This is a genomic window from Streptomyces sp. NPDC002623 (genome assembly GCF_053592635.1).
This window is the reverse complement of sequence record NZ_JBSFWB010000074.1, coordinates 1-20,513: the sequence shown is the minus strand read 5'-3', so window position 1 is coordinate 20,513 and position 20,513 is coordinate 1. Positions and strand designations below refer to the sequence as shown.

Below are 20,513 nucleotides of genomic sequence, written 5' to 3'. Positions count from 1 at the left end.
ACCGCGCCGTCCACCTTCGCCCGCAACACCTTGTGCAGCGCCTCATCCGTCATCGCCTCGACCAGACCGTCGTCCAGCACACCGGCGGCATGCACTACACCGGTCAACACCCCCTGCAAACGCAGCACTACGTCGGCCAAGGCATCTCGGTCGGCCGCATCGCAGGCCTCCACCACCACCGACGCACCCAGCTCCGCGAGGTCCGACGTCAACTCCCGCACGCCTGGGGCGTCCTGACCTCGGCGACCGAGCAGCACCAAGCTCCGCACACCATGCCGAGAGACCAGATGACGGGCCATCAGCCCGCCCAACGTCCCCGTGCCACCGGTGATCAACACCGTGCCGTCACCCAACGACACCCCTTCGCCATCAGCGGCATGCCGCACGAGCCGCGGCACCAGCAACTCCCCGTCGCGAACGGCCACTTCCCGCTCGTCCAGTGCCACAGCGGCGGTCCAGCCCCCCTCGTCGACATCGACATCGACCAGCGCGAACCGGCCCGGATGCTCCGTCGCAGCCGACCGCACCAACCCCCACACACCCGACGACCCCACATCCGACACACCATCCAGGCCCACACCCACGCCCACCGCACCCCGCGTCACCACCACCAACCGCGAAGCCGCCAAACGAGGCTCAGCAAGCCACGCGCGCAGGACGGCCAGAACCCGCGCCACAGCAGCGTGGGCGACCGCCGCATCCGGGACGGCCTCCGCCGGCAAGCCGACACACGGCAGCACAACCGTCGCCGGAACAACCCCATTCACATCCAGCGCCGCCGCCAAGGCCGCCACGTCCTCGTGACGCGCCGCCACCAAATCCCCAGGCAACGGCCCGAACGACTCCGCACCCAGCACCACAAGGCCGGCCGCCCCGACCTCAGTCGGCTCCGCCACAACCGCCGGCACCCACTCGACGGCGTACAGCGGCTCCTTGACGCTGACGGAGTCGCGCAGTTGTGTGGCGTCCACCGGACGCAGGGTCAGCGCGGCGACCTGCGCGAAAGGCTGTCCGGCGGCGTCGGCGAAGGCCAGGGCCACGGTGTCCGCGTTCAGCCGGGAGATCCGTACGCGGGCGGTGTGCGCGCCGGTCGCGGACAGGGCGACGCCGTTCCACGCGAACGGCAACCGCAGTCGGCCGTCGTCCGCGTCGGGGTGCCCGGTCGTCGCGACGGCGTGCAACGCGGCGTCCAGCAGTGCCGGGTGCAGCCCGAAGCGGGCGGCCTCTTCCCGGTGCTCGGTCGGCAACGCCACCTCGGCGTAGACCTCCTCGCCGAGCCGCCAGACCGACGTGAGCCCCTGGAATGCCGGGCCGTACTCGTAGCCGCGCGCCGCCAGGTCCTCGTAGAAGTCGTCCAGGTCCACCGACTCGGCTCCGGCCGGTGGCCATACAGGAGCGTCGCTGTCGCCGACGGTCTCCGGCAGGGCGGACGGCTCATCCGACAGCCGACCGACCGCATGGCAGATCCACTCGGCACCGAGGTCCTCGTCGCCGGTCCGCGAGTGGACCGAGAGCGCCCGACGGCCCTCCTCGTCCGGCGCGGACACGACGACCTGGATCGCCACCGTCTCCTGCGCGGGGACGGCCAGCGGAGCCTGGAGGGTCAGTTCGTCCAGGTTGCCGCACCCTGCCTCGTCTCCGGCCCGGAGCGCCAACTCCACGAAGGCTGCGCCCGGCAGCAGCACCGTCCCGGCGACCGCGTGGTCCGCCAGCCACGGCTGCGCGGCGAGCGACAGCCGCCCGGTGAGCACCACTCCGCCGTCCACGGCCGGCACACAGGCCCCGACCAACGGGTGCTCCGCATCCCGCAGACCCACCGCGCCGAGATCGCCGCGCGCGCCGGGAGGGGCTTGCAGCCAGTAGCGGCGGCGCTGGAAGGCGTACGTCGGCAGGTCCACGGTCCCGGCACGAGGCTCGGGCAGCAGCGGCCGCCAGTCCACCGACAGCCCCGCGGTGAACGCTTCGGCGAGTGCGGCGGCGAAGCGGTCCGGACCGCCCTCGCCCCGACGCAATGTGCCCAGCACCACCGCATCGGCCTCCACCGCCTCGACCGTGCTCTCGATCGGCGTCGTCAGGACGGGGTGGGCGCTGGCTTCGACGAACGCGTCGAAACCCTGCGCCAGCAGCAGGCGCACCGTCTCCTCGAAGCGGACCGTCTGGCGCAAGTTCGTGTACCAGTACTCGGCGTCCAGGCCGGTCGTCTCCAGCCGCCCGGCCGTCACCGTCGAGTAGAACGGGACCGCCGCCGCCGTCGGCTCGATGCCCGCCAGGTCGGTCAGGAGCCGGTCGCGTATCGACTCGACCTGCGCGGAGTGCGAGGCGTAGTCCACCGGCACCCGCCGCACCCACACACCCCGGGCCTCACAGGCCGAGAGCAGTTCGTCCAACGCAGCGTCCTCACCTGCGACCGTCACCGACGACGGACCGTTCACCGCCGCCACCGACACCCGACCCTCCAACGGGGCCAGCAACTCCTCCACACCCACCACCGGCAACGACACCGACGCCATACCGCCCGACCCGGCCAACTCCAGGATCGCGCGACTCCGCAAGGCCACGACCTTCGCCGCGTCCTTCAACGACAGGGCCCCCGCCACGCAGGCCGCCGCGATCTCGCCCTGGGAGTGACCGATCACTGCGGCCGGCTCCACACCCACCGACCGCCACAGGGCCGCCAGCGACACCATCACCGCCCACAACACCGGCTGCACCACGTCGACCCGGCCCAGCCAGTCGTCCGACTCGGAGCGCAGAACGTCGCTCAGCGACCAGTCCACGAACGGCGCGAGCGCCTCCTCGCACTCCCCCAACCGCACCCCGAACACCGGCGACGACTCCAGCAGTTCGGCCGCCATCCCCACCCACTGCGACCCCTGCCCCGGGAACACGAACGCCACCCGTCCCGAAGAACGGGCCACACCCGACTCCGACTCCCCGGCGCTCAACGCCTCCAGCCCGGACACCAGCTCACCCCAGCCGGCCGCCAGCACCACACTCCGGCACTCCAACACCGACCGCGTACCGACCAGAGCGTGCGCCACCGCAGCCAGCTCAAGATCCTCCCGCTCCCCCACGAACCCGGCCAGCCGAGCCGCCTGCGCCCGCAATGCCGCCTCAGACCGCCCCGACACCACGAACGGCAGCGCCGTAGCAGGGTCCCCGGTCGCCACCGACAGCTGTACCGCCACTGGAACGGCAGCCGCCTGCTCCAGCACCACATGGGCATTGGTGCCGCTGATGCCGAACGACGAGACACCCGCCCGCCGCGGACGACCCGCGTCCGGCCACTCCCGCGCCTCCGTCAGCAGTTCCACCGCACCGGCCGACCAGTCCACGTGCGGGGTCGGTTCGACCACGTGCAGCGTCTTGGGCAGCAGGCCCTCGCGCAACGCCATGACCATCTTGATGACACCGGCGACACCGGACACCGCCTGGCCGTGGCCGAGGTTCGACTTCAGCGAACCGAGCCACAGCGGGAGGCCGGGTTCACGGTTCTGGCCGTAGGTGGCGATGATCGCCTGCGCCTCGATGGGGTCGCCGAGGGTCGTGCCCGTGCCGTGCGCCTCCACGGCGTCCACGTCCTGAGCGGTCAGACGTGCGTTGGCAAGCGCCTGCCGGATCACCCGCTGCTGGGAGGGGCCGCTCGGTGCGGCCAGGCCGTTGCTCGCGCCGTCCTGGTTGGTGGCGCTGCCGCGGACCACCGCGAGCACCCGGTGGCCGTTGCGCTCGGCGTCCGACAGCCGCTCGACGAGCAGCACGCCCACGCCCTCGGCCCAGCTCGTGCCGTCCGCCGTGGAGGAGAACGCCTTGCTGCGGCCGTCCGACGCGAGTCCGCGCTGACGGCTGAACTCGACGAACAGGCCCGGGGTCGGCATCACGCTCACGCCGCCCACCAGCGCCATCGAGCACTCTCCGCCGCGCAGCGCCTGGACGGCCAGGTGGAGCGAGACCAGCGAGGACGAGCAGGCCGTGTCGACGCTCACCGCGGGCCCTTCGAGGCCGAAGGTGTACGCGACCCGCCCGGACCCGACGCTGCTGGCGTTTCCGGTGCCGAGGTAGCCCTCGACGTCGTGCGGAGTGCGGTCGAGGCGCGCGGCGTAGTCCTTGGCGAGCATGCCGAAGTAGACGCCGGTCTGGCTGCCGCGCAGGGTGGCGGGGGCGATCCCGGCCCGTTCGATCGCCTCCCACGAGGACTCCATGAGAAGCCGCTGCTGGGGGTCCATGGCGAGCGCCTCGCGCGGGGAGATCCCGAAGAACTCGGCGTCGAAGTCGGCGACGTCGTCCAGGAATCCGCCGGTGCGCACGTAACTCTTGCCGTGCCGGCCGGGGTCGGGGTCGTAGAGGTCGTCCAGGTTCCAGCCGCGGTCGGTCGGGAAGTCGCCGATCACGTCGCGGCCCTCGGCCACCAGCCGCCACAGGTCCTCGGGCGACTCGACCCCGCCCGGGAACCGGCACGCCATGCCGACGATCGCGATCGGCTCGTTGTCCGTCGCGGTCCTGGTGCCAGGGCTCTCCGCGCCGCCGGCCTCCGTCGTCCCGAACGCCGTTCCGGACGACGTACCGGGCGTCGTACCGGGCGTCGTTCCAGCCGCCGTTCCGGACATCGTGCCGAGCAGTCGCTCGCGGAGGAACCCGGCCAGAGCGAGCGGGGTGGGGTGGTCGAAGACGAGGGTCGTGGGCAACCGCAGGCCGGTGGCCGCGTTGAGACGGTTGCGCAGTTCGACGGAGGTGAGGGAGTCGAAGCCGAGATCCTTGAACGTGCGCTCGGTGTCCGCCGATTCGGCGGAGGTGTGGCCGAGGACCACGGCGACGTCGGCACGGACGAGGTCGACGAGGAGGCGCGTCTGCTCGGCCTCGGTGACCGCTGCGAGTTCGCGGGCCAGCGGATTGTGCTGTCCGACGGCGACGGCCTCGACGGCGCGACGCGCCTCGCGGGTGCGCACGAGGCCCTGGAGCGGCCTCGGCAGCGAGCCGGCCGCGGCCTGGGCGCGCAGCGCGGTGTGCTCCAACCGGACGGCCACGAGGTGCGGTTCGTCGATGCTCAGGGCGGCGTCGAGCAGCGCGAGCCCTTCGTCCGCCGTCATGGCGGCGATTCCGGAGCGGCGCATCCGGGCCAGGTCCTGCCGACCGAGCTGTCCCGTCATACCGCTGGCCGGCTCCCACAACCCCCACGAGACAGACGTCGCGGGCAGGCCGTCCCCGTGCCGACGTCGCGCGAGCGCGTCCAGGAAGGTGTTGGCCGCCGCGTAGCCCGACTGGCCGACGTTGCCCAGGACTCCGGCGAGGGAGGAGAAGAGGACGAAGGCGGCCAGGTCGAGGCCCGCGGTGAGTTCGTGCAGGTTGACCGCCCCGTCGACCTTCGCCCGCAGCACCCGCTCCAGCCGGTCCGGCGTCATCGCCTCGATCAGGCCGTCGTCCAGAACGCCCGCGGCATGCACGACACCGGTGAGGGGACGGCCGGCAGGGATGCGAGCGAGGACGGCGGCCAGCGCCTCGCGGTCGGCCGCGTCACACGCCTCTACGGTGACGTCGGCTCCGAGAGCGGTGAGTTCCGCCGCCAACTCCCCCGCGCCGGGGGCGTCCGCACCACTGCGGCTCAGCAACACCAGGCTGCGGACGCCGTGTCCGGTGACCAGATGCCGGGCGACCAGGCCGCCCAGGGTGCCAGTGCCGCCGGTGATCAACACCGTGCCGTCCGGATCGAGCCGCCTCGGCATCCGCAGGACGATCTTCCCCACATGCCGGGCCTGCGACATGAACCGGAACGCCTCCGGCGCCCGCCGCACATCGAACGACCGCACCGGCACCGGCTCCAGGGCACCCGACCCGAACAACCCCATCAGCTCACCGAGCAACACGCCGATCCGCTCAGCACCCGCCTCCAACAGGTCATACGCCTGATACGACACCCCGGCACGGGCAGACTCCACCTCCTCGGCGTCCCGGATGTCCGTCTTGCCCATCTCCAGGAACCGGCCGCCCTCGCCGAGCAACCGCAGCGAGGCGTCCACGAACTCCCCGGCCAGGGAGTTCAGCACCACGTCCACGCCCCGGCCGGCCGTGGCCGCCCGCACCCGCGCCTCGAAGTCGAGCGACCGCGAATCGGCGATATGCGCCTCGTCCAGCCCCAACGAATGCAGCGTGTCCCACTTGCCACGACTCGCCGTCGCGAAGACTTCGGCACCCAGATGCCGGGCGATCTGCACCGCGGCCATCCCCACACCACCCGCACCGGCATGGACCAGCACCGACTCACCCGCCCGCAGACCCCCCAGCTCCACCAGGCCGTAATACGCCGTCAGGAACACCACCGGCACCGACGCCGCCTGCTCCCACGACCACCCGTCCGGAATCGGCGCCGTCATCCGGCTGTCGGCGACGACGAGCGGGCCGAAGGCGTCCCGGAACATCCCGAACACCCGGTCTCCCACAGCAAATCCGGTCACGTCCGGACCGACCTCGGTGACGACACCGGCGCCTTCGCTGCCCATACCGCTCTGACCAGGCACCATGCCGTGTCCGATCAGCACGTCGCGGAAGTTGACTCCCGCCGCTCGGACGGCGATCCGTACCTCGAGCGGGCCCAGCGGCCGTTCCGCCGTCGGGGCGGGCAGGAGAGCCAGATCGGACAACGTGCCGGCACGGGCCGTCTCCAGACGCCAGGCACCGGAGAGCGGAGGCAGCAGTCCGACGCCCGACTCGGTACGGGCCAGCCGCGGCGCGAGCAGAGCGCCGCCACGCACCGCGACCTGCGGTTCCCCGCAGTCGAGAGCCGCGGGGAGCAGCGCTGCGAAGGGCACTGCGGGGGACGGATCGTCGGCGTGGTCATCGGGGTGGTCATCGGGGTCGAGGTCGACGAGGACGAAGCGGTCCGGGTGCTCGTTCTGCGCGCTGCGCAGCAGCCCCCAGACAGGGGCGTGCGTGAGGTCCGCGTCATCGGTCCCGTGCGTCGTCCGGGCGGCGCCTCGGGTCACCGCCACCAGGCGGGACTGGGCGAAGCGCTCATCGGCGAGCCATTCCTGAACGATCGCGAGGAGGTTGGTGAGGCTCTCCACCACGTCGTCGGCCATTGCGGGGACCGAGCCCCGGTCGTGGACGATGCCGCCGGCCGAGGGAAGGCAGGCGACGGCGACGACGTCCGGGACTCCGCCATCGGACTCGCCATCGGACTCGCCATCGGACTCGCGGAGTGCGTGCAGGTCGGCGTACGCCTCGGCGTCGACGTCCGCACCGCGCAGCCCATTGACCACGTCCGCCACGTCAGCCGCGTCAGCGCCGAGGACGGCCCAGGTCTGGTGGACCGAGGCGGCGTCGGTCGTCGGTCCGACGGGGACCCAGTCGAGGTGGAAGAGGGAGTCGTGGGCGGGGTGGCGGGCCAGGTCGAGACCGTCCAGGGCCATCGGGCGCACGGTCAGGCCGCGCGCGGAGAACACCGGACGGCCGGAGGAGTCCGCCGCGTGCACCGCCAGGGTGTCCGTGCCGGTGACGGAGAGCCGGACGCGCAGTGCGGTCGCGCCGGTCGCGTGCAGCGTCGCGTCCGTCCAGACGAACGGCAGCCTGACCGAGCCGGACGGGGCGGGGGCCAGGCCGCTGTGACCGGCGGCGTGCAGGGCGGCGTCCAGCAGTGCCGGGTGCAGTCCGAACCGCTCGGCCTCCCCGACCAGTTCGGCGGGCAGCGCCACCTCCGCGTACACGTCGTCGCCCGAACGCCAGGCGGCCCGCAGGCCCTGGAACGCCGGGCCGTAGCCGTAGCCCGTGGCCGCCAGGTCGGAGTAGAACCCGTCCAGCGCGACGGGCCGTGCTCCGGCGGGCGGCCAGTCGGCCGGATCGGCCGCCGCTTCGGCGGGAACCGGCGCCAGCACACCCGTCGCATGGCGGGTCCATGTGTCGTCGAGAGCGCCGCCGTTCTCGGCGGCGCGTCCGTACACCGATACGCCGCGCTCCCCGCCGTCGTCCGGGGCGTCGACGAACACCTGAAGCTGTACGGCCCCGTGCTCGGGGACCACCAACGGTGCTTCCAGGGCGAGTTCGGCGATGCGTCCGCAGCCGACCTCGTCCCCGGCACGTACCGCCAGCTCCACGAACGCGGTGCCGGGCAGCAGGACCGTCCCGGCGACCGCGTGGTCGCGCAGCCAAGCGTGGGACTGGAGGGAGACCCGTCCGGTCAGCACGGCACCCTGCCCGCCACCGAGCCGCACGGCCGCGCCGAGCAGCGGATGGTCCGCCTCGGCCAGCCCGAGCTCCCGCGCGTCGCCGGCCGAGCGCGTGCGCGGCAGCCAGTACCGCTCATGCTGGAAGGCGTACGTCGGGAGATCGACGTACCCGGTGGCGGGGCTGCCGGCGAAGTCGCCGAGCAGTGCTGACCAGTTCACGGCGAGACCGCCGACGTACGCCTCCGCCAGTGCCATGGTGAAGCGTTCGTGTCCGCCCTCGCCACGGCGCAGCGTGCCCACCACCACCGCCTGGACGTCGGCGTCCTCGATCGTCTCCTCGATCGCCGTGGTCAGGACCGGGTGGGCGCTGGCCTCGACGAAGGCGTCGTGCCCCTGCTCAAGAAGCAGGCGGACGGTGTCCTCGAAGCGGACCGTCCGACGCAGGTTGGTGTACCAGTACTCGGCGTCCAGAGCGGTCGTCTCCAGCCGCTCGGCCGTGACCGTCGAGTAGAAGGGAACCGTCGGCGCCATGGGCTCGATGTCGGCCAGATCCATCAGGAGCCGATCGCGGATCGACTCCACCTGAGCGGAGTGCGAGGCGTAGTCCACCGGCACGCGCCGGGCCCACACACCCTGGGCGTCACAGGCCGCGAGCAGTTCGTCCAGCGCGCCGCTCTCACCCGCGACCGTCACCGACGACGGACCGTTCACCGCCGCCACCGACACCCGACCGTCGAACGGCGCGATCAGTTCGGTCACTTGTTGCACGGGAACCCGCACCGACGCCATGCCGCTCGACCCCGCCAGTTCCAGGATCGCCCGGCTCCGCAACGCGACGACCTTCGCCGCGTCCCCCAACGACAGGGCTCCCGCCACACACGCCGCCGCGATCTCCCCCTGCGAATGTCCCACCACCGCGGCGGGCCGCACGCCGTGCGACCGCCACAACTCGGCGAGGGACACCATCACCGCCCACAGCACCGGCTGCACCACATCCACCCGGTCCAGCCACTCATCCGACTCCGAGCGCAGAACGTCGCTCAACGACCAGTCCACGAACGGTGCCAACGCCGCTTCGCACTCCGCCATCCGCGCCGCGAACACCGGCGACGACTCCAGCAGCCCAGCCGCCATCCCCACCCACTGCGAGCCCTGCCCCGGGAACACCAACACGGGCCGGCCCACCTGACGCGCCGTGCCCGACACGACACCCGGCACTGTCTCTCCGGCGCTCAGCGCCTCGAGCCCGGACACCGACTCGCTCCGGCCCGCCGCCAGCACGACACCTCGGTGCTCCAGAGCCGACCGAGTGCTGATCAAGGCGTGCGCCACCGCGGCGGACTCGGCATCCGCATCCGCATCGGCATCGGCATCGGGACGCTCGGCAAGGAACGCTGCCAGTCGACCCGCCTGCGCCCGCAGCGCAGCCTGCGACTTGGCCGACACGACCAACGGCAGGGCAACGGCGGCGAGAGCGCTCGGCCCGGCATCGGTCTTGTCCTCGGCAGTGGGTTCCGGGTCGGGTCCCTGTTCCAGGACGACGTGCGCGTTGGTGCCGCTCGCGCCGAAGGACGAGACACCCGCCCGGCGGGGACGGCCGGTGTCCGGCCACTCGTGCGCCTCTGTCAGCAACTCCACCGCGCCGGCTGACCAGTCCACGTGCAGGGACGGCGCGTCGACGTGCAGCGTCTGCGGCAGCACGCCTTCGCGCATCGCCATCACCATCTTGATGACGCCCGCCACACCGGCGGCGGCCTGCGCGTGACCGATGTTCGACTTCAACGACCCCAGATACAACGGACGTTCACCAGCGCCCCGCTCCTGCCCATAGGTCGCGATGATCGCCTGCGCCTCGATCGGATCGCCGAGCGTCGTACCCGTCCCGTGCGCCTCCACGGCGTCGACGTCCCGCTGTGTGAGGCCCGCGTTGGCGAGCGCCTGGCGGATGACCCGCTGCTGGGAGGGCCCGTTCGGCGCGGTCAGGCCGTTGCTGGCACCGTCCTGGTTCACCGCCGTACCCCGTACGGTCGCCAGGACGCGATGGCCGTTGCGCCGCGCGTCGGACAGCCGCTCCACGAGGAGAACGCCGACACCCTCCGACCAGCCCGTCCCGTCCGCCGCGGCCGAGAACGCCTTGCAGCGCCCGTCCGCCGACAGTCCACGCTGGCGGCTGAACTCGACGAAGACCTCCGGAGTCGACATCACCGTCACACCGCCGACGAGGGCCATGCCGCACTCGCCGCTGCGCAGCGCCTGGCCCGCCAGATGCAGCGCCACCAGGGACGACGAGCAGGCCGTGTCCACCGTGACCGCGGGGCCTTCGAACCCGAACGTGTAAGCGACCCGCCCCGAGACGGCACTGCCCGACTTGCCGGTCAGCGCGTAGCCCTCCACCTCCGCGTTCGCCGGGCCGGTGCCGTCGGCGTAGTCGTGGTACATGACGCCGGCGAACACGCCCGTCTGACTGCCGCGCAGCCCGGCCGGATCGATCCCGGCCCGCTCGAACGCCTCCCACGACGTCTCCAGCAACAACCGCTGCTGCGGGTCCATGGCCAGCGCCTCGCGCGGCGAGATCCCGAAGAAGCCCGCGTCGAAGTCACCCGCCTCGTAGAGGAACCCTCCTTCGGAGGCGTAACTCTTGCCCACAGCCGTGGGGTCCGGGTCGTACAGGCCGTCCAGATCCCAGCCCCGGTCGTCGGGGAACCCGGAGATCGCGTCCCGCCCGTCCGCCACCAGACGCCACAGGTCCTCAGGCGACCCGACCCCGCCCGGGAACCGGCACGCCATGCCCACGATCACGACCGGATCCCCGTCCACCACCACCCCACCACCGGCAGCAGACGGCCCCCGCACAGCGACAGCGTCCGTGCCCACCAACTCCGCACGCACATAGCGGGCGATCGCCGCCGGAGTCGGATGGTCGAACACCAACGTGGACGGCAACCGCAGGCCCGTCACCGCACTCAACCGATTGCGCAGATCCACGGCCAGCATCGAGTCGAAGCCGAGTTCCTTGAACGCCCGCTCCGCGCCGACCGACTCCCCCGACTCATGGCCGAGGACGAGTGAGACGTTCGTCCGGACGAGGTTGAGAATCTCGGCGTCGCGCGTCTCCTCGTCGAGCGCCGCCAGCTGCGAGGCCAACGTGGATCCGGCCGACTCCTCCGCCGTGGCCGCTGTCCGACGGCTCGTCGCACGCACCAGACTGCGCAGTACGTCCGGCAACGCACCCGAGGCGGCACGGGCCCGCAAGGCCACCGGGTCCAGCAGGACGGGGAGCAGGTGTGCCGCGTCGGAGCGCAGCGCGGCATCAAAGAGGGCGAGCCCTTCGTCGTTCGTCAGCGCCCGGACACCGCGCCGCAGGACGCGGGAGGCCGCGCTGTTCTCCGAGGCTCCGGTCAGACCGCTGGCCTGGGCCCACGGACCCCAGCCCAGAGAGATGCCCGGCCGGCCGGACTCACGGCGGTACTCGGCCAATGCGTCGAGGAACGCGTTCGCCGCCGCATAGTTCGCCTGCCCGCTGTTCCCGAACACGCTCGCGGCGGAGGAGAAGAGGACGAAGGCGGAGAGGTCCAGGTCGCGCGTCAGCTCATGCAGATTGACCGCGCCGTCCACCTTCGCCCGCAACACCTTGTGCAGCGCCTCATCCGTCATCGCCTCGACCAGACCGTCGTCCAGCACACCGGCGGCATGCACGACACCGGTCAACACCCCCTGCAAACGCAGCACTACGCCGGCCAAGGCATCCCGGTCAGCCGCATCGCAGGCCTCCACCACCACCGACGCACCCAGCTCCGCGAGGTCCGACGTCAACTCCCGCACGCCTGGGGCGTCCTGACCCCGGCGACCGAGCAGCACCAAGCTCCGCACACCATGCCGGGAGGCCAGATGACGCGCGACCAGACCGCCCAGCGTCCCCGTTCCACCGGTGATCAACACAGTGCCGTTACCCAACGACACCCTCTCGCCACCAACCGTGTGCCGCACCAGCCGCGGCACCAACAACTCCCCATCCCGAACGGCCGCTTCCCGCTCGCCCGCCGCCAGAGCCCGCGCCACAGCAGCCGTCCAGCCGCCCTCGTCGACATCGACATCGACGTCCACCAGCGCGAACCGGCCCGGATGCTCCGTCGCAGCCGACCGCACCAACCCCCACACACCCGACGACCCCACATCCAACACACCACCCACACCCACACCCACCGCACCCCGCGTCACCACCACCAACCGCGAAGCCGCCAAACGAGGCTCAGCAAGCCACGCACGCAGGACGGCCAGAACCCGCACCACAGCAGCGTGGGCGACCGCCGCATCCGGGACGGCCTCGCCCAGACTCCCGACACACGGCAGCACAACCGTCCCAGGAACAGCCCCACCCACATCCAGCGCCGCCGCCAAAGCCGCAACATCCGCGTGACAGGTCACCACCAGATCCCCAGGCAACAACCCGAACGACTCCGCACCCAGCACCACAAGGCCGGCCGCCTCGACCCCAGTCGGCTCCGCCACAACCGCCCGCACCCACTCGACGCGATACATGCCCCGCCCGATATCGCTCCGGGCCTCCTGGAACTCCTCGATCGAGACGGACCGGACCACCAACGAGTCGACGGACATGACCAGTTGGCCCGTGCGGTCGGCGAGTTCGACGGCGATCTCGTCGGGACCGAGGTGCGCGAGCCGTACGCGCAGTGCGGTGGCTCCGGTCGCGGCCAGGGACACGCCGGCCCAGCGGCTCGGCAGCCGCAGCCGTCCTTCCTCGTCACCGGTGAGGGCGACGCCGTGCAGCGCGGCGTCCAGCAGCGCCGGGTGGATGCCGAACCCGGACGGAATGTCCTCCCCCGGCGGCAGCGTGACGTCGGCATAGATGTCGTCGCCGACGCGCCAGGCAGCCGACAGTCCGCGGAACAGACCTCCGTAACCGTGCCCGGCCTCGGCAAGACCCTCGTAGAAGCCGTCGAGGTCGATCGGCCGCGCCCCGGCCGGCGGCCAGACCGCGAACCGGTCGTCGACCTCCCGGCCCGCAACGGAACCCGTTCCGGTCGCCAGTACGGCTGTGGCGTTCCGCGTCCAGGGCTCGGCGGAATCCGCGTCGGCCGGTCGGGAGTGGATGTTCAGGCCGTACGTCTCGGAGGTTTCCGCCTGCTCCACCCGGACCTGGAGGCGTACCGCGCCATGCTCCGGGATCCGCAGCGGTGTCTCCATGACGAGTTCTTCGAGAAGCCGGCATCCCGTTTCGTCCGCGGCGCGGATCGCCACGTCGACGACGGCCGCACCCGGCAACACCACCGATCCGGCGACCCGGTGCCCGTCCAGCCAAGCGTGCGAGGAGAGCGAGAGCGAGCCGGTGAGGAGCAGGCCGTCGGAGTCCGCCAGTCGCACCGCGGCACCCAGCAGCGGATGATCCGCCGCGGCCAGACCGACCGCTGTGATGTCGCCTCCGATCGAGGCACCGGTGGCCGGCCAGTAGCGCCTGCGCTGGAAGGCGTACGTCGGCAGGTCCACGGTCCCGGCACGAGGCTCGGGCAGCAGCGGCCGCCAGTCCACCGACAGCCCCGCGGTGAACGCTTCGGCGAGTGCGGCCATGAAACGGTCCGGACCGCCTTCACCCCGACGCAGCGTGCCCAGCGCGACCGCGCGGGCGTCGGCGGAGTCGATGGTGTCCTCGATCGCCGTGGTCAGCACCGGGTGGGCGCTGGCCTCGACGAACGCGTCGAAACCCTGCGCCAGCAGCAGGCGCACGGTCTCCTCGAAGCGGACCGTCTGACGCAGATTCGTGTACCAGTACCCGGCATCCAGAGCGGTCGTCTCCAGCCGTCCCGCCGTCACCGTCGAAAAGAACGGAACCGCCGCCGCCGTCGGCTCAATGCCCGCCAGTTCCGTCAGGAGCCGGTCACGGATCGACTCCACCTGCGCGGAGTGCGACGCGTAGTCCACCGGAACCCGCCGCGCCCACACACCCTGCGCCTCACAGGCCGCGAGCAGCTCGTCCAGCGCAGCGTCCTCACCCGCCACCGTCACCGACGACGGACCGTTCACCGCCGCCACCGACACCCGACCGTCGAACTCCGCCAGCAACTCCTCCACACCCACCACCGGCAACGACACCGACGCCATGCCACCCGACCCGGCCAGCTCCAGGATCGCGCGACTCCGCAAGGCCACGACCTTCGCCGCATCCTGCAACGACAGCGCCCCGGCCACACACGCCGCCGCGATCTCGCCCTGCGAATGCCCCACCACCGCCGCCGGCTCCACACCCACCGACCGCCACAGGGCCGCCAGCGACACCATCACCGCCCACAACACCGGCTGCACCACATCGACTCGGCCCAGCCAGTCATCCGACTCAGAGCGCAGAACATCCGCCAACGACCAGTCCACGAACGGCGCGAGCGCCTCCTCGCACTCCCCCAACCGCGCCCCGAACACCGACGACGACTCCAGCAGTTCGGCCGCCATCCCCACCCACTGCGACCCCTGCCCCGGAAACACCAACACCGGACGACTCACCGAACGGCCATCCCCCGCCCCCAACGCCTCCAGCCCCGACACCAGCTCGCCCCGACCCGCCGCCAGCACGACACCCCGGCACTCCAACACCGACCGCGCACCGACCAGAGCCCGCGCCACCCCCGCCAGGTCGACGTTCTCCCGCTCCCCCACGAACTCCGCCAACCGCTCCGCCTGCGCCCGCAGCCCCGCCTCAGACCGCCCCGACACCACGAACGGCAGCGCCTCAACCGGATCCCCGGTCGCCGCCGACGGCTGTACCGCCACCGGAGCGGCAGCCGCCTGCTCCAACACGACATGGGCGTTGGTACCGCTGATCCCGAACGACGACACACCCGCCCGCCGCGGACGACCCGCGTCCGGCCACTCCCGCGCCTCCGTCAACAACTCCACCGCACCGGCCGACCAGTCCACGTGTGAGGACGGCACATCGACGTGCAAGGTGCGCGGCAGCACTCCCGCCCGCAACGCCATGACCATCTTGATCACGCCGCCGACGCCCGAGGCGGCCTGCGCGTGGCCGAGGTTGGACTTCAACGACCCCAGGAACAGCGGCCGTTCGTCGGGACGGTCCTGACCGTACGTGTCGATGATCGCCTGCGCCTCGATCGGGTCGCCGAGGGTCGTGCCCGTGCCGTGCGCCTCCACGGCGTCGACATCGGTGACCGACAGACCGGCACTCGCCAGTGCCTGCCGGATCACCCGCTGCTGTGACGGACCGTTGGGCGCGGTCAGCCCATTGCTCGCGCCGTCCTGGTTCACCGCCGAACCCCGGAGCACCGCGAGTACCCGGTGGCCGTTGCGCTCGGCGTCCGACAACCGCTCCACCAGCAGCACGCCCACGCCCTCGGCCCATGCCGTCCCGTCGGCGCTCTCGGCGAACGCCTTGCAGCGGCCGTCGTCCGAGAGGCCGCGCTGACGGCTGAACTCGATGAACATCTCGGGGCTGGACATGACGGTCGCGCCGCCGGCCAGTGCCATCGTGCATTCGCCCCGGCGCAGGGCCTGGGCCGCCAGGTGCAGGGCGACGAGCGAGGAGGAGCACGCGGTGTCGACGGTGACCGCGGGGCCCTCGAAGCCGAACGAGTAGGCCAGTCGGCCGGAGGCGACGCTGCCGGTGGTGCCGGTCAGGCGGTAGCCCTCTACCGGGTCCGCCGCACGGCTCAGCAGTGGGCCGTAGTCCTGCGACACCGCGCCGATGAAGACTCCGGTCGCGCTCGCCCTGAGCGGAGACGGGTCGATCCCCGCTCGTTCGAACGCCTCCCACGAGGTCTCGAGGAGGAGCCGCTGCTGGGGGTCCATGGCGAGCGCCTCGCGCGGGGAGATCCCGAAGAATTCGGCGTCGAAGTCGGCGACGGAGTCGAGGAATCCGCCGGTGCGGACGTAGGTCTTGCCCGAACTGTCGGGGTCCGGGTCGTAGATGCCGTCGAGGTCCCAGCCGCGGTCGGTCGGGAATGCGGTGATGGCGTCGCGGCCCTCGGCCACCAGCCGCCACAGGTCCTCGGGCGACCCGACCCCGCCCGGGAACCGGCACGCCATGCCGACGATCGCGATCGGCTCGTCCTGCCCGGCCGCAGCGCCGGGCGTGGCCACGGCGGGCGGGGTCGCTGCGCGCCGGCCGAGGAGCCGGGACTTCAGGTGCCGAGCCATCGCGACGGGCGTCGGGTGGTCGAAGGTGAGTGCGCCGGAGAGTTGCAGGGCGGTCGCGGCACCGAGCCGGTTGCGGAGTTCGACCGCGGCGAGCGAGTCGAATCCGGCGGCCTTGAAGCTCTGTTCCGGCCCGATCAGGTCGGCTGAGGTGTGGCCCAGCACCAGGGCGGCCTGCGTCCGCACCAGGTCCGTGAGCACCTGGTCCTGTTCCGCCTCGGACAGCCCGGCCAGGCGCTGCGCCAGCGCCGACTCACCGTCGGCCGCCGCGACCACGGTCTGAGCCGCACGACGCACCTGAGCCCGTATCAAACCGCGCAGCAACGCGGGGGGCTGGCCTTGGACGGTCCGGGCGCTCTGAGCAGTCTGAGCGCTCTGGGCAGTCTGAGCGCTCTGGGCGGCTTGGGCTCGGAGTGCCGTGTGGTCGAGGCGGACGGCGGCGAGGTTCGCGTCGCCGACGTTCAGGGCGGCGTCGAGCAGAGCGAGCCCTTCGTCCGCCGTCATGGCGGCGATTCCTGAGCGGCGCATCCGGGCCAGGTCCTGCCGACCGAGCTGTCCCGTCATACCGCTGCCCGGCTCCCACAACCCCCAGGCCACGGAAGTGCCGGGGAGCCCGGCCTCCTGTCGGCGGGCGGCGAGCGCGTCCAGGAAGGTGTTCGCGGCGGCATAGTTGGCCTGGCCCGGGGTGCCGAGCAGACCCGCGAAGGAAGAGAAGAGGACGAAGGCGGCCAGGTCGAGGCCCGCGGTGAGTTCGTGCAGGTTGACCGCCCCGTCGACCTTGGCCCGCAGCACCCGCTCCAGCCGCTCCGGCGTCATCGCCTCGATCAGGCCGTCGTCCAGAACGCCCGCGGCATGCACGACACCGGTGAGGGGACGGTCGGCGGGGATGCGAGCGAGGACGGCGGCCAGCGCCTCCCTGTCCGCCGCGTCACACGCCTCTACGGTCACATCAGCGCCCAGGGCCGTGAGTTCCGCCGCCAGCTCACCCGCGCCGGGTGCCTCCGCACCACTGCGGCTCAGCAGCACCAGGCTGCGGACACCATGTCCGGTGCGGAGGTGCCGGGCGACCAGGCCGCCCAGCGTGCCGGTGCCGCCGGTGATCAGAACCGTGCCGTCGGGATCCAGCGGCCTCGGCATCCGCAGGACGATCTTCCCCACATGCCTGGCCTGCGACATGAACCGGAACGCCTCCGGCGCCCGCCGCACATCGAACGACCGCACCGGCACCGGCTCCAACACCCCCGACCCGAACAACGGCAACAGGTCGTCGAGCAGCGCCCGTATGCGCTCCGGAGCCAGCGTGATCAGGTCATACGGGAGATAGGCCGTCCCGGGATGCGCGGCACGGACCTCGTCCGGGTCGCGCAGATCGGTCTTGCCCATCTCGAGCAACCGGCCGCCCTCGGCCAGCAACCGCAACGAGGCGTCCACGAACTCCCCGGCAAGGGAGTTCAGCACCACGTCCACGCCTCGCCCACCACTGGCCGCCCGCACCCGCTCCTCGAAGTCGAGCGACCGCGAATCGGCAATATGAGCCTCGTCCAGCCCCAACGAACGCAACGTGTCCCACTTGCCACGACTCGCCGTCGCGAACACCTCAGCCCCCAGATGCCGGGCGATCTGCACCGCGGCCATCCCCACACCACCCGCACCGGCATGGACCAGCACCGACTCACCCGCCCGCAGACCCCCCAGCTCCACCAGGCCGTAATACGCCGTCAGGAACACCACCGGCACCGACGCCGCCTGCTCCCACGACCACCCGTCCGGGATCGGCGCCACCGTCCGCGCGTCCGCCACGGCCAACGGGCCGAACGACGCGAACATCCCGAACACCCGGTCCCCCACAGCGAATCCGGTCACCCCCGGACCCACCTCGCACACCACGCCCGCGCCCTCGCCGCCCATCGACGCGGCACCCGGGTAGACCCCGAGCGCGATCAGCACATCGCGGAAGTTCAGTCCCGCCACCCGCACCGCCACCCGCACCTGCCCCACGCCCAACGGCTCCACCGCCTCCGGAGCCGCCCCCAACACCAGACCCTCCAACGTCCCCGACCCCGCCGACTCCAGCCGCCACACGTCCGACGACGGGACCAGCGTCCCGCTCCGGCCTGCGCGGGTGAGCCTCGGCGCGAGGACGGCACCGGCTCGCACGGCGACCTGGGTCTCACCCGCGGCCAGGGCGACGCGCGCCGCCTCCACCGGGTCCGCCGCATCGGCGTCGTCGTCCGGGTCGGCGTCGATCAGCAGGAACCGGTCCGGGTGCTCGCTCTGCGCGGACCGCACCAGACCCCACACCGGCGCGTGGACGAGGTCGGAGACCGGATCGCCGAGGGCCGTCGCGATCGCGCCGCGCGTCACGACGACGAAGCGCGCCGCGGTGTTCTCACCGGTCGTCGCCTCCGCGAGCCACCCCTGCAGCTCCGCCAGGAGCCGGACGGCCGCCGCCTCGGCAGCGCGCGCGAGGTTGTCGTCGCCCACCGGGACCGACGTGCAGTGGTGGAAGGTCAGCTCCAGACCCAGGTCACGATCAGCATGTCCGCTGTGCGACGTCGGCCGGGCGACCGGGGTCCAGACCACCGGGTACAGGGAGTCCGCCGCCGAGGACGCGGAGACCAGCAGCTGTGCCGGGTCGGCCGTACGCAGTTCGAGAGCCTCTGCGGTGAGGACGGCCTGCCCGGTGACGTCGACCGCCTGGATCCCGATCATGTCGACGTTTCCGTCGACCGGCGCCAGGCGAACCCGGAGCACGGCCGGCCCCGCCGCGTGCAGGGTCACTCCGTGCCAGGCGAAGGGCAGGCGCAGTGCCGGTTCCTCGCCTCGGGGAGCCGCGTCGAAGCCGGCTGCGACCAGAGCGTGGAGGGCGGCGTCGAGCAGGGCGGGGTGGACTCCGAATCGGCCTGCGTCGGCGGTCAGTTCCGTCGGAAGTCCGACCTCGGCGAGCAACTCGCCGTCCACGCCCCGGTACAGCGCGCGCAGGCCCTGGAAGGCGGGCCCGTAGCCATATCCCGCGGCCGCGGCACGGACGTAGAAGCCATCGATGTCGACCGGCCGCGACCCGGCGGGAGGCCAGACGGCAAGTTCCACCGCCGCCCCAGCCGCCCCAGTTGCCTCCGCCATCCCAGCCATCCCAGCCGTCTCGGCCGCCTCCTCGACGTCGTCGGCGGCGCTCTCGGCCAGGAAGCCGACGGCGTGGCAGGTCCACTCGCCGTCCTCCCCCGCCGCGTCGTCCCGGGAGTACACGCCCACCGGCCGACGGCCGTCCGCGCCCTGCGGCTCGACGTGCACCTGGAGGGCGAGGGCACCCTGTCCAGGGATCACGAGCGGGGTCTGAAGCGTCAGTTCGTCCACCCGCCGGCAGCCCACACTGTCGCCCGCCCGGACGGCCAGGTCGGCGAAGGCCGCCCCGGGCAGCAACACCCTCCCCGCGACTGCATGGTCACGCAGCCATGGCTGGGCCTGGAGTGAGATCCGCCCGGTCAGCATCACGCCGCCGCCGGTCCCGGCGAGACGTACGGTCGCCCCGATCAAGGGGTGCCCGGCAGCCACCAGCCCGAGCCCGGCGGCGTCGGCCGACGCGCCCGCGCTGCCGTCGAGCCAATAGTGCCGACGCTGGAAGGCATACGTGGGCAGGTCGAGGTCGGGACGGGCGGTGGGCAGGGGCAGCGCGGACCAGTCGGTCGGGCAGCCGCGGGCATGGCCCAGGGCGAGGGCCGAAAGCAGCGCTTCGCTCTCCCCGCGGCCGGCGCGCAGCACGGGGGCGGCAGCGACGTCGGACACGGTCGCGTCGGCGGCACTCGTGTCGGAACCCGTCGCGTCGGTCTCGTGGACCAGGGCGCTCAGCGGGCCGTCCGGACCGAGTTCCAGAAACGTCTTGGTGCCGGCCGAGCGCAGATATCGCACGCCGTCGGCGAAACGCACGGCCTCACGGACCTGCCGTACCCAGTAGTCCGCGCTGCCCAACTCCTCGGCGTCGGCGGGCCGTCCGGTCAGGTCAAGGACGATCGTCAGCTCCGGCCGGCCGAAGGTCACACCCTCCAGGACGGCACGGAACTCGTCGAGCATCGGCTCCATACGGGCGGAGTGGAAGGCATGACTGACCGTCAGCCGTTTGGTCTTGCGACCCCGCTGCGCGAACTCCGCCGCCACCCGCAGCACCGGCTCCTCATCACCGGACACCACCACCGACATCGGCCC

General features: G+C 72.2%; 1 protein-coding gene. It reads right to left on the bottom strand.

Translation table 11 applies throughout. The features are described from left to right. Window positions 1-20,513: SDR family NAD(P)-dependent oxidoreductase (locus ACWD4O_RS47575; RefSeq protein ID WP_451289370.1), on the bottom strand; the 20,513-nt coding region annotated here is incomplete at both ends.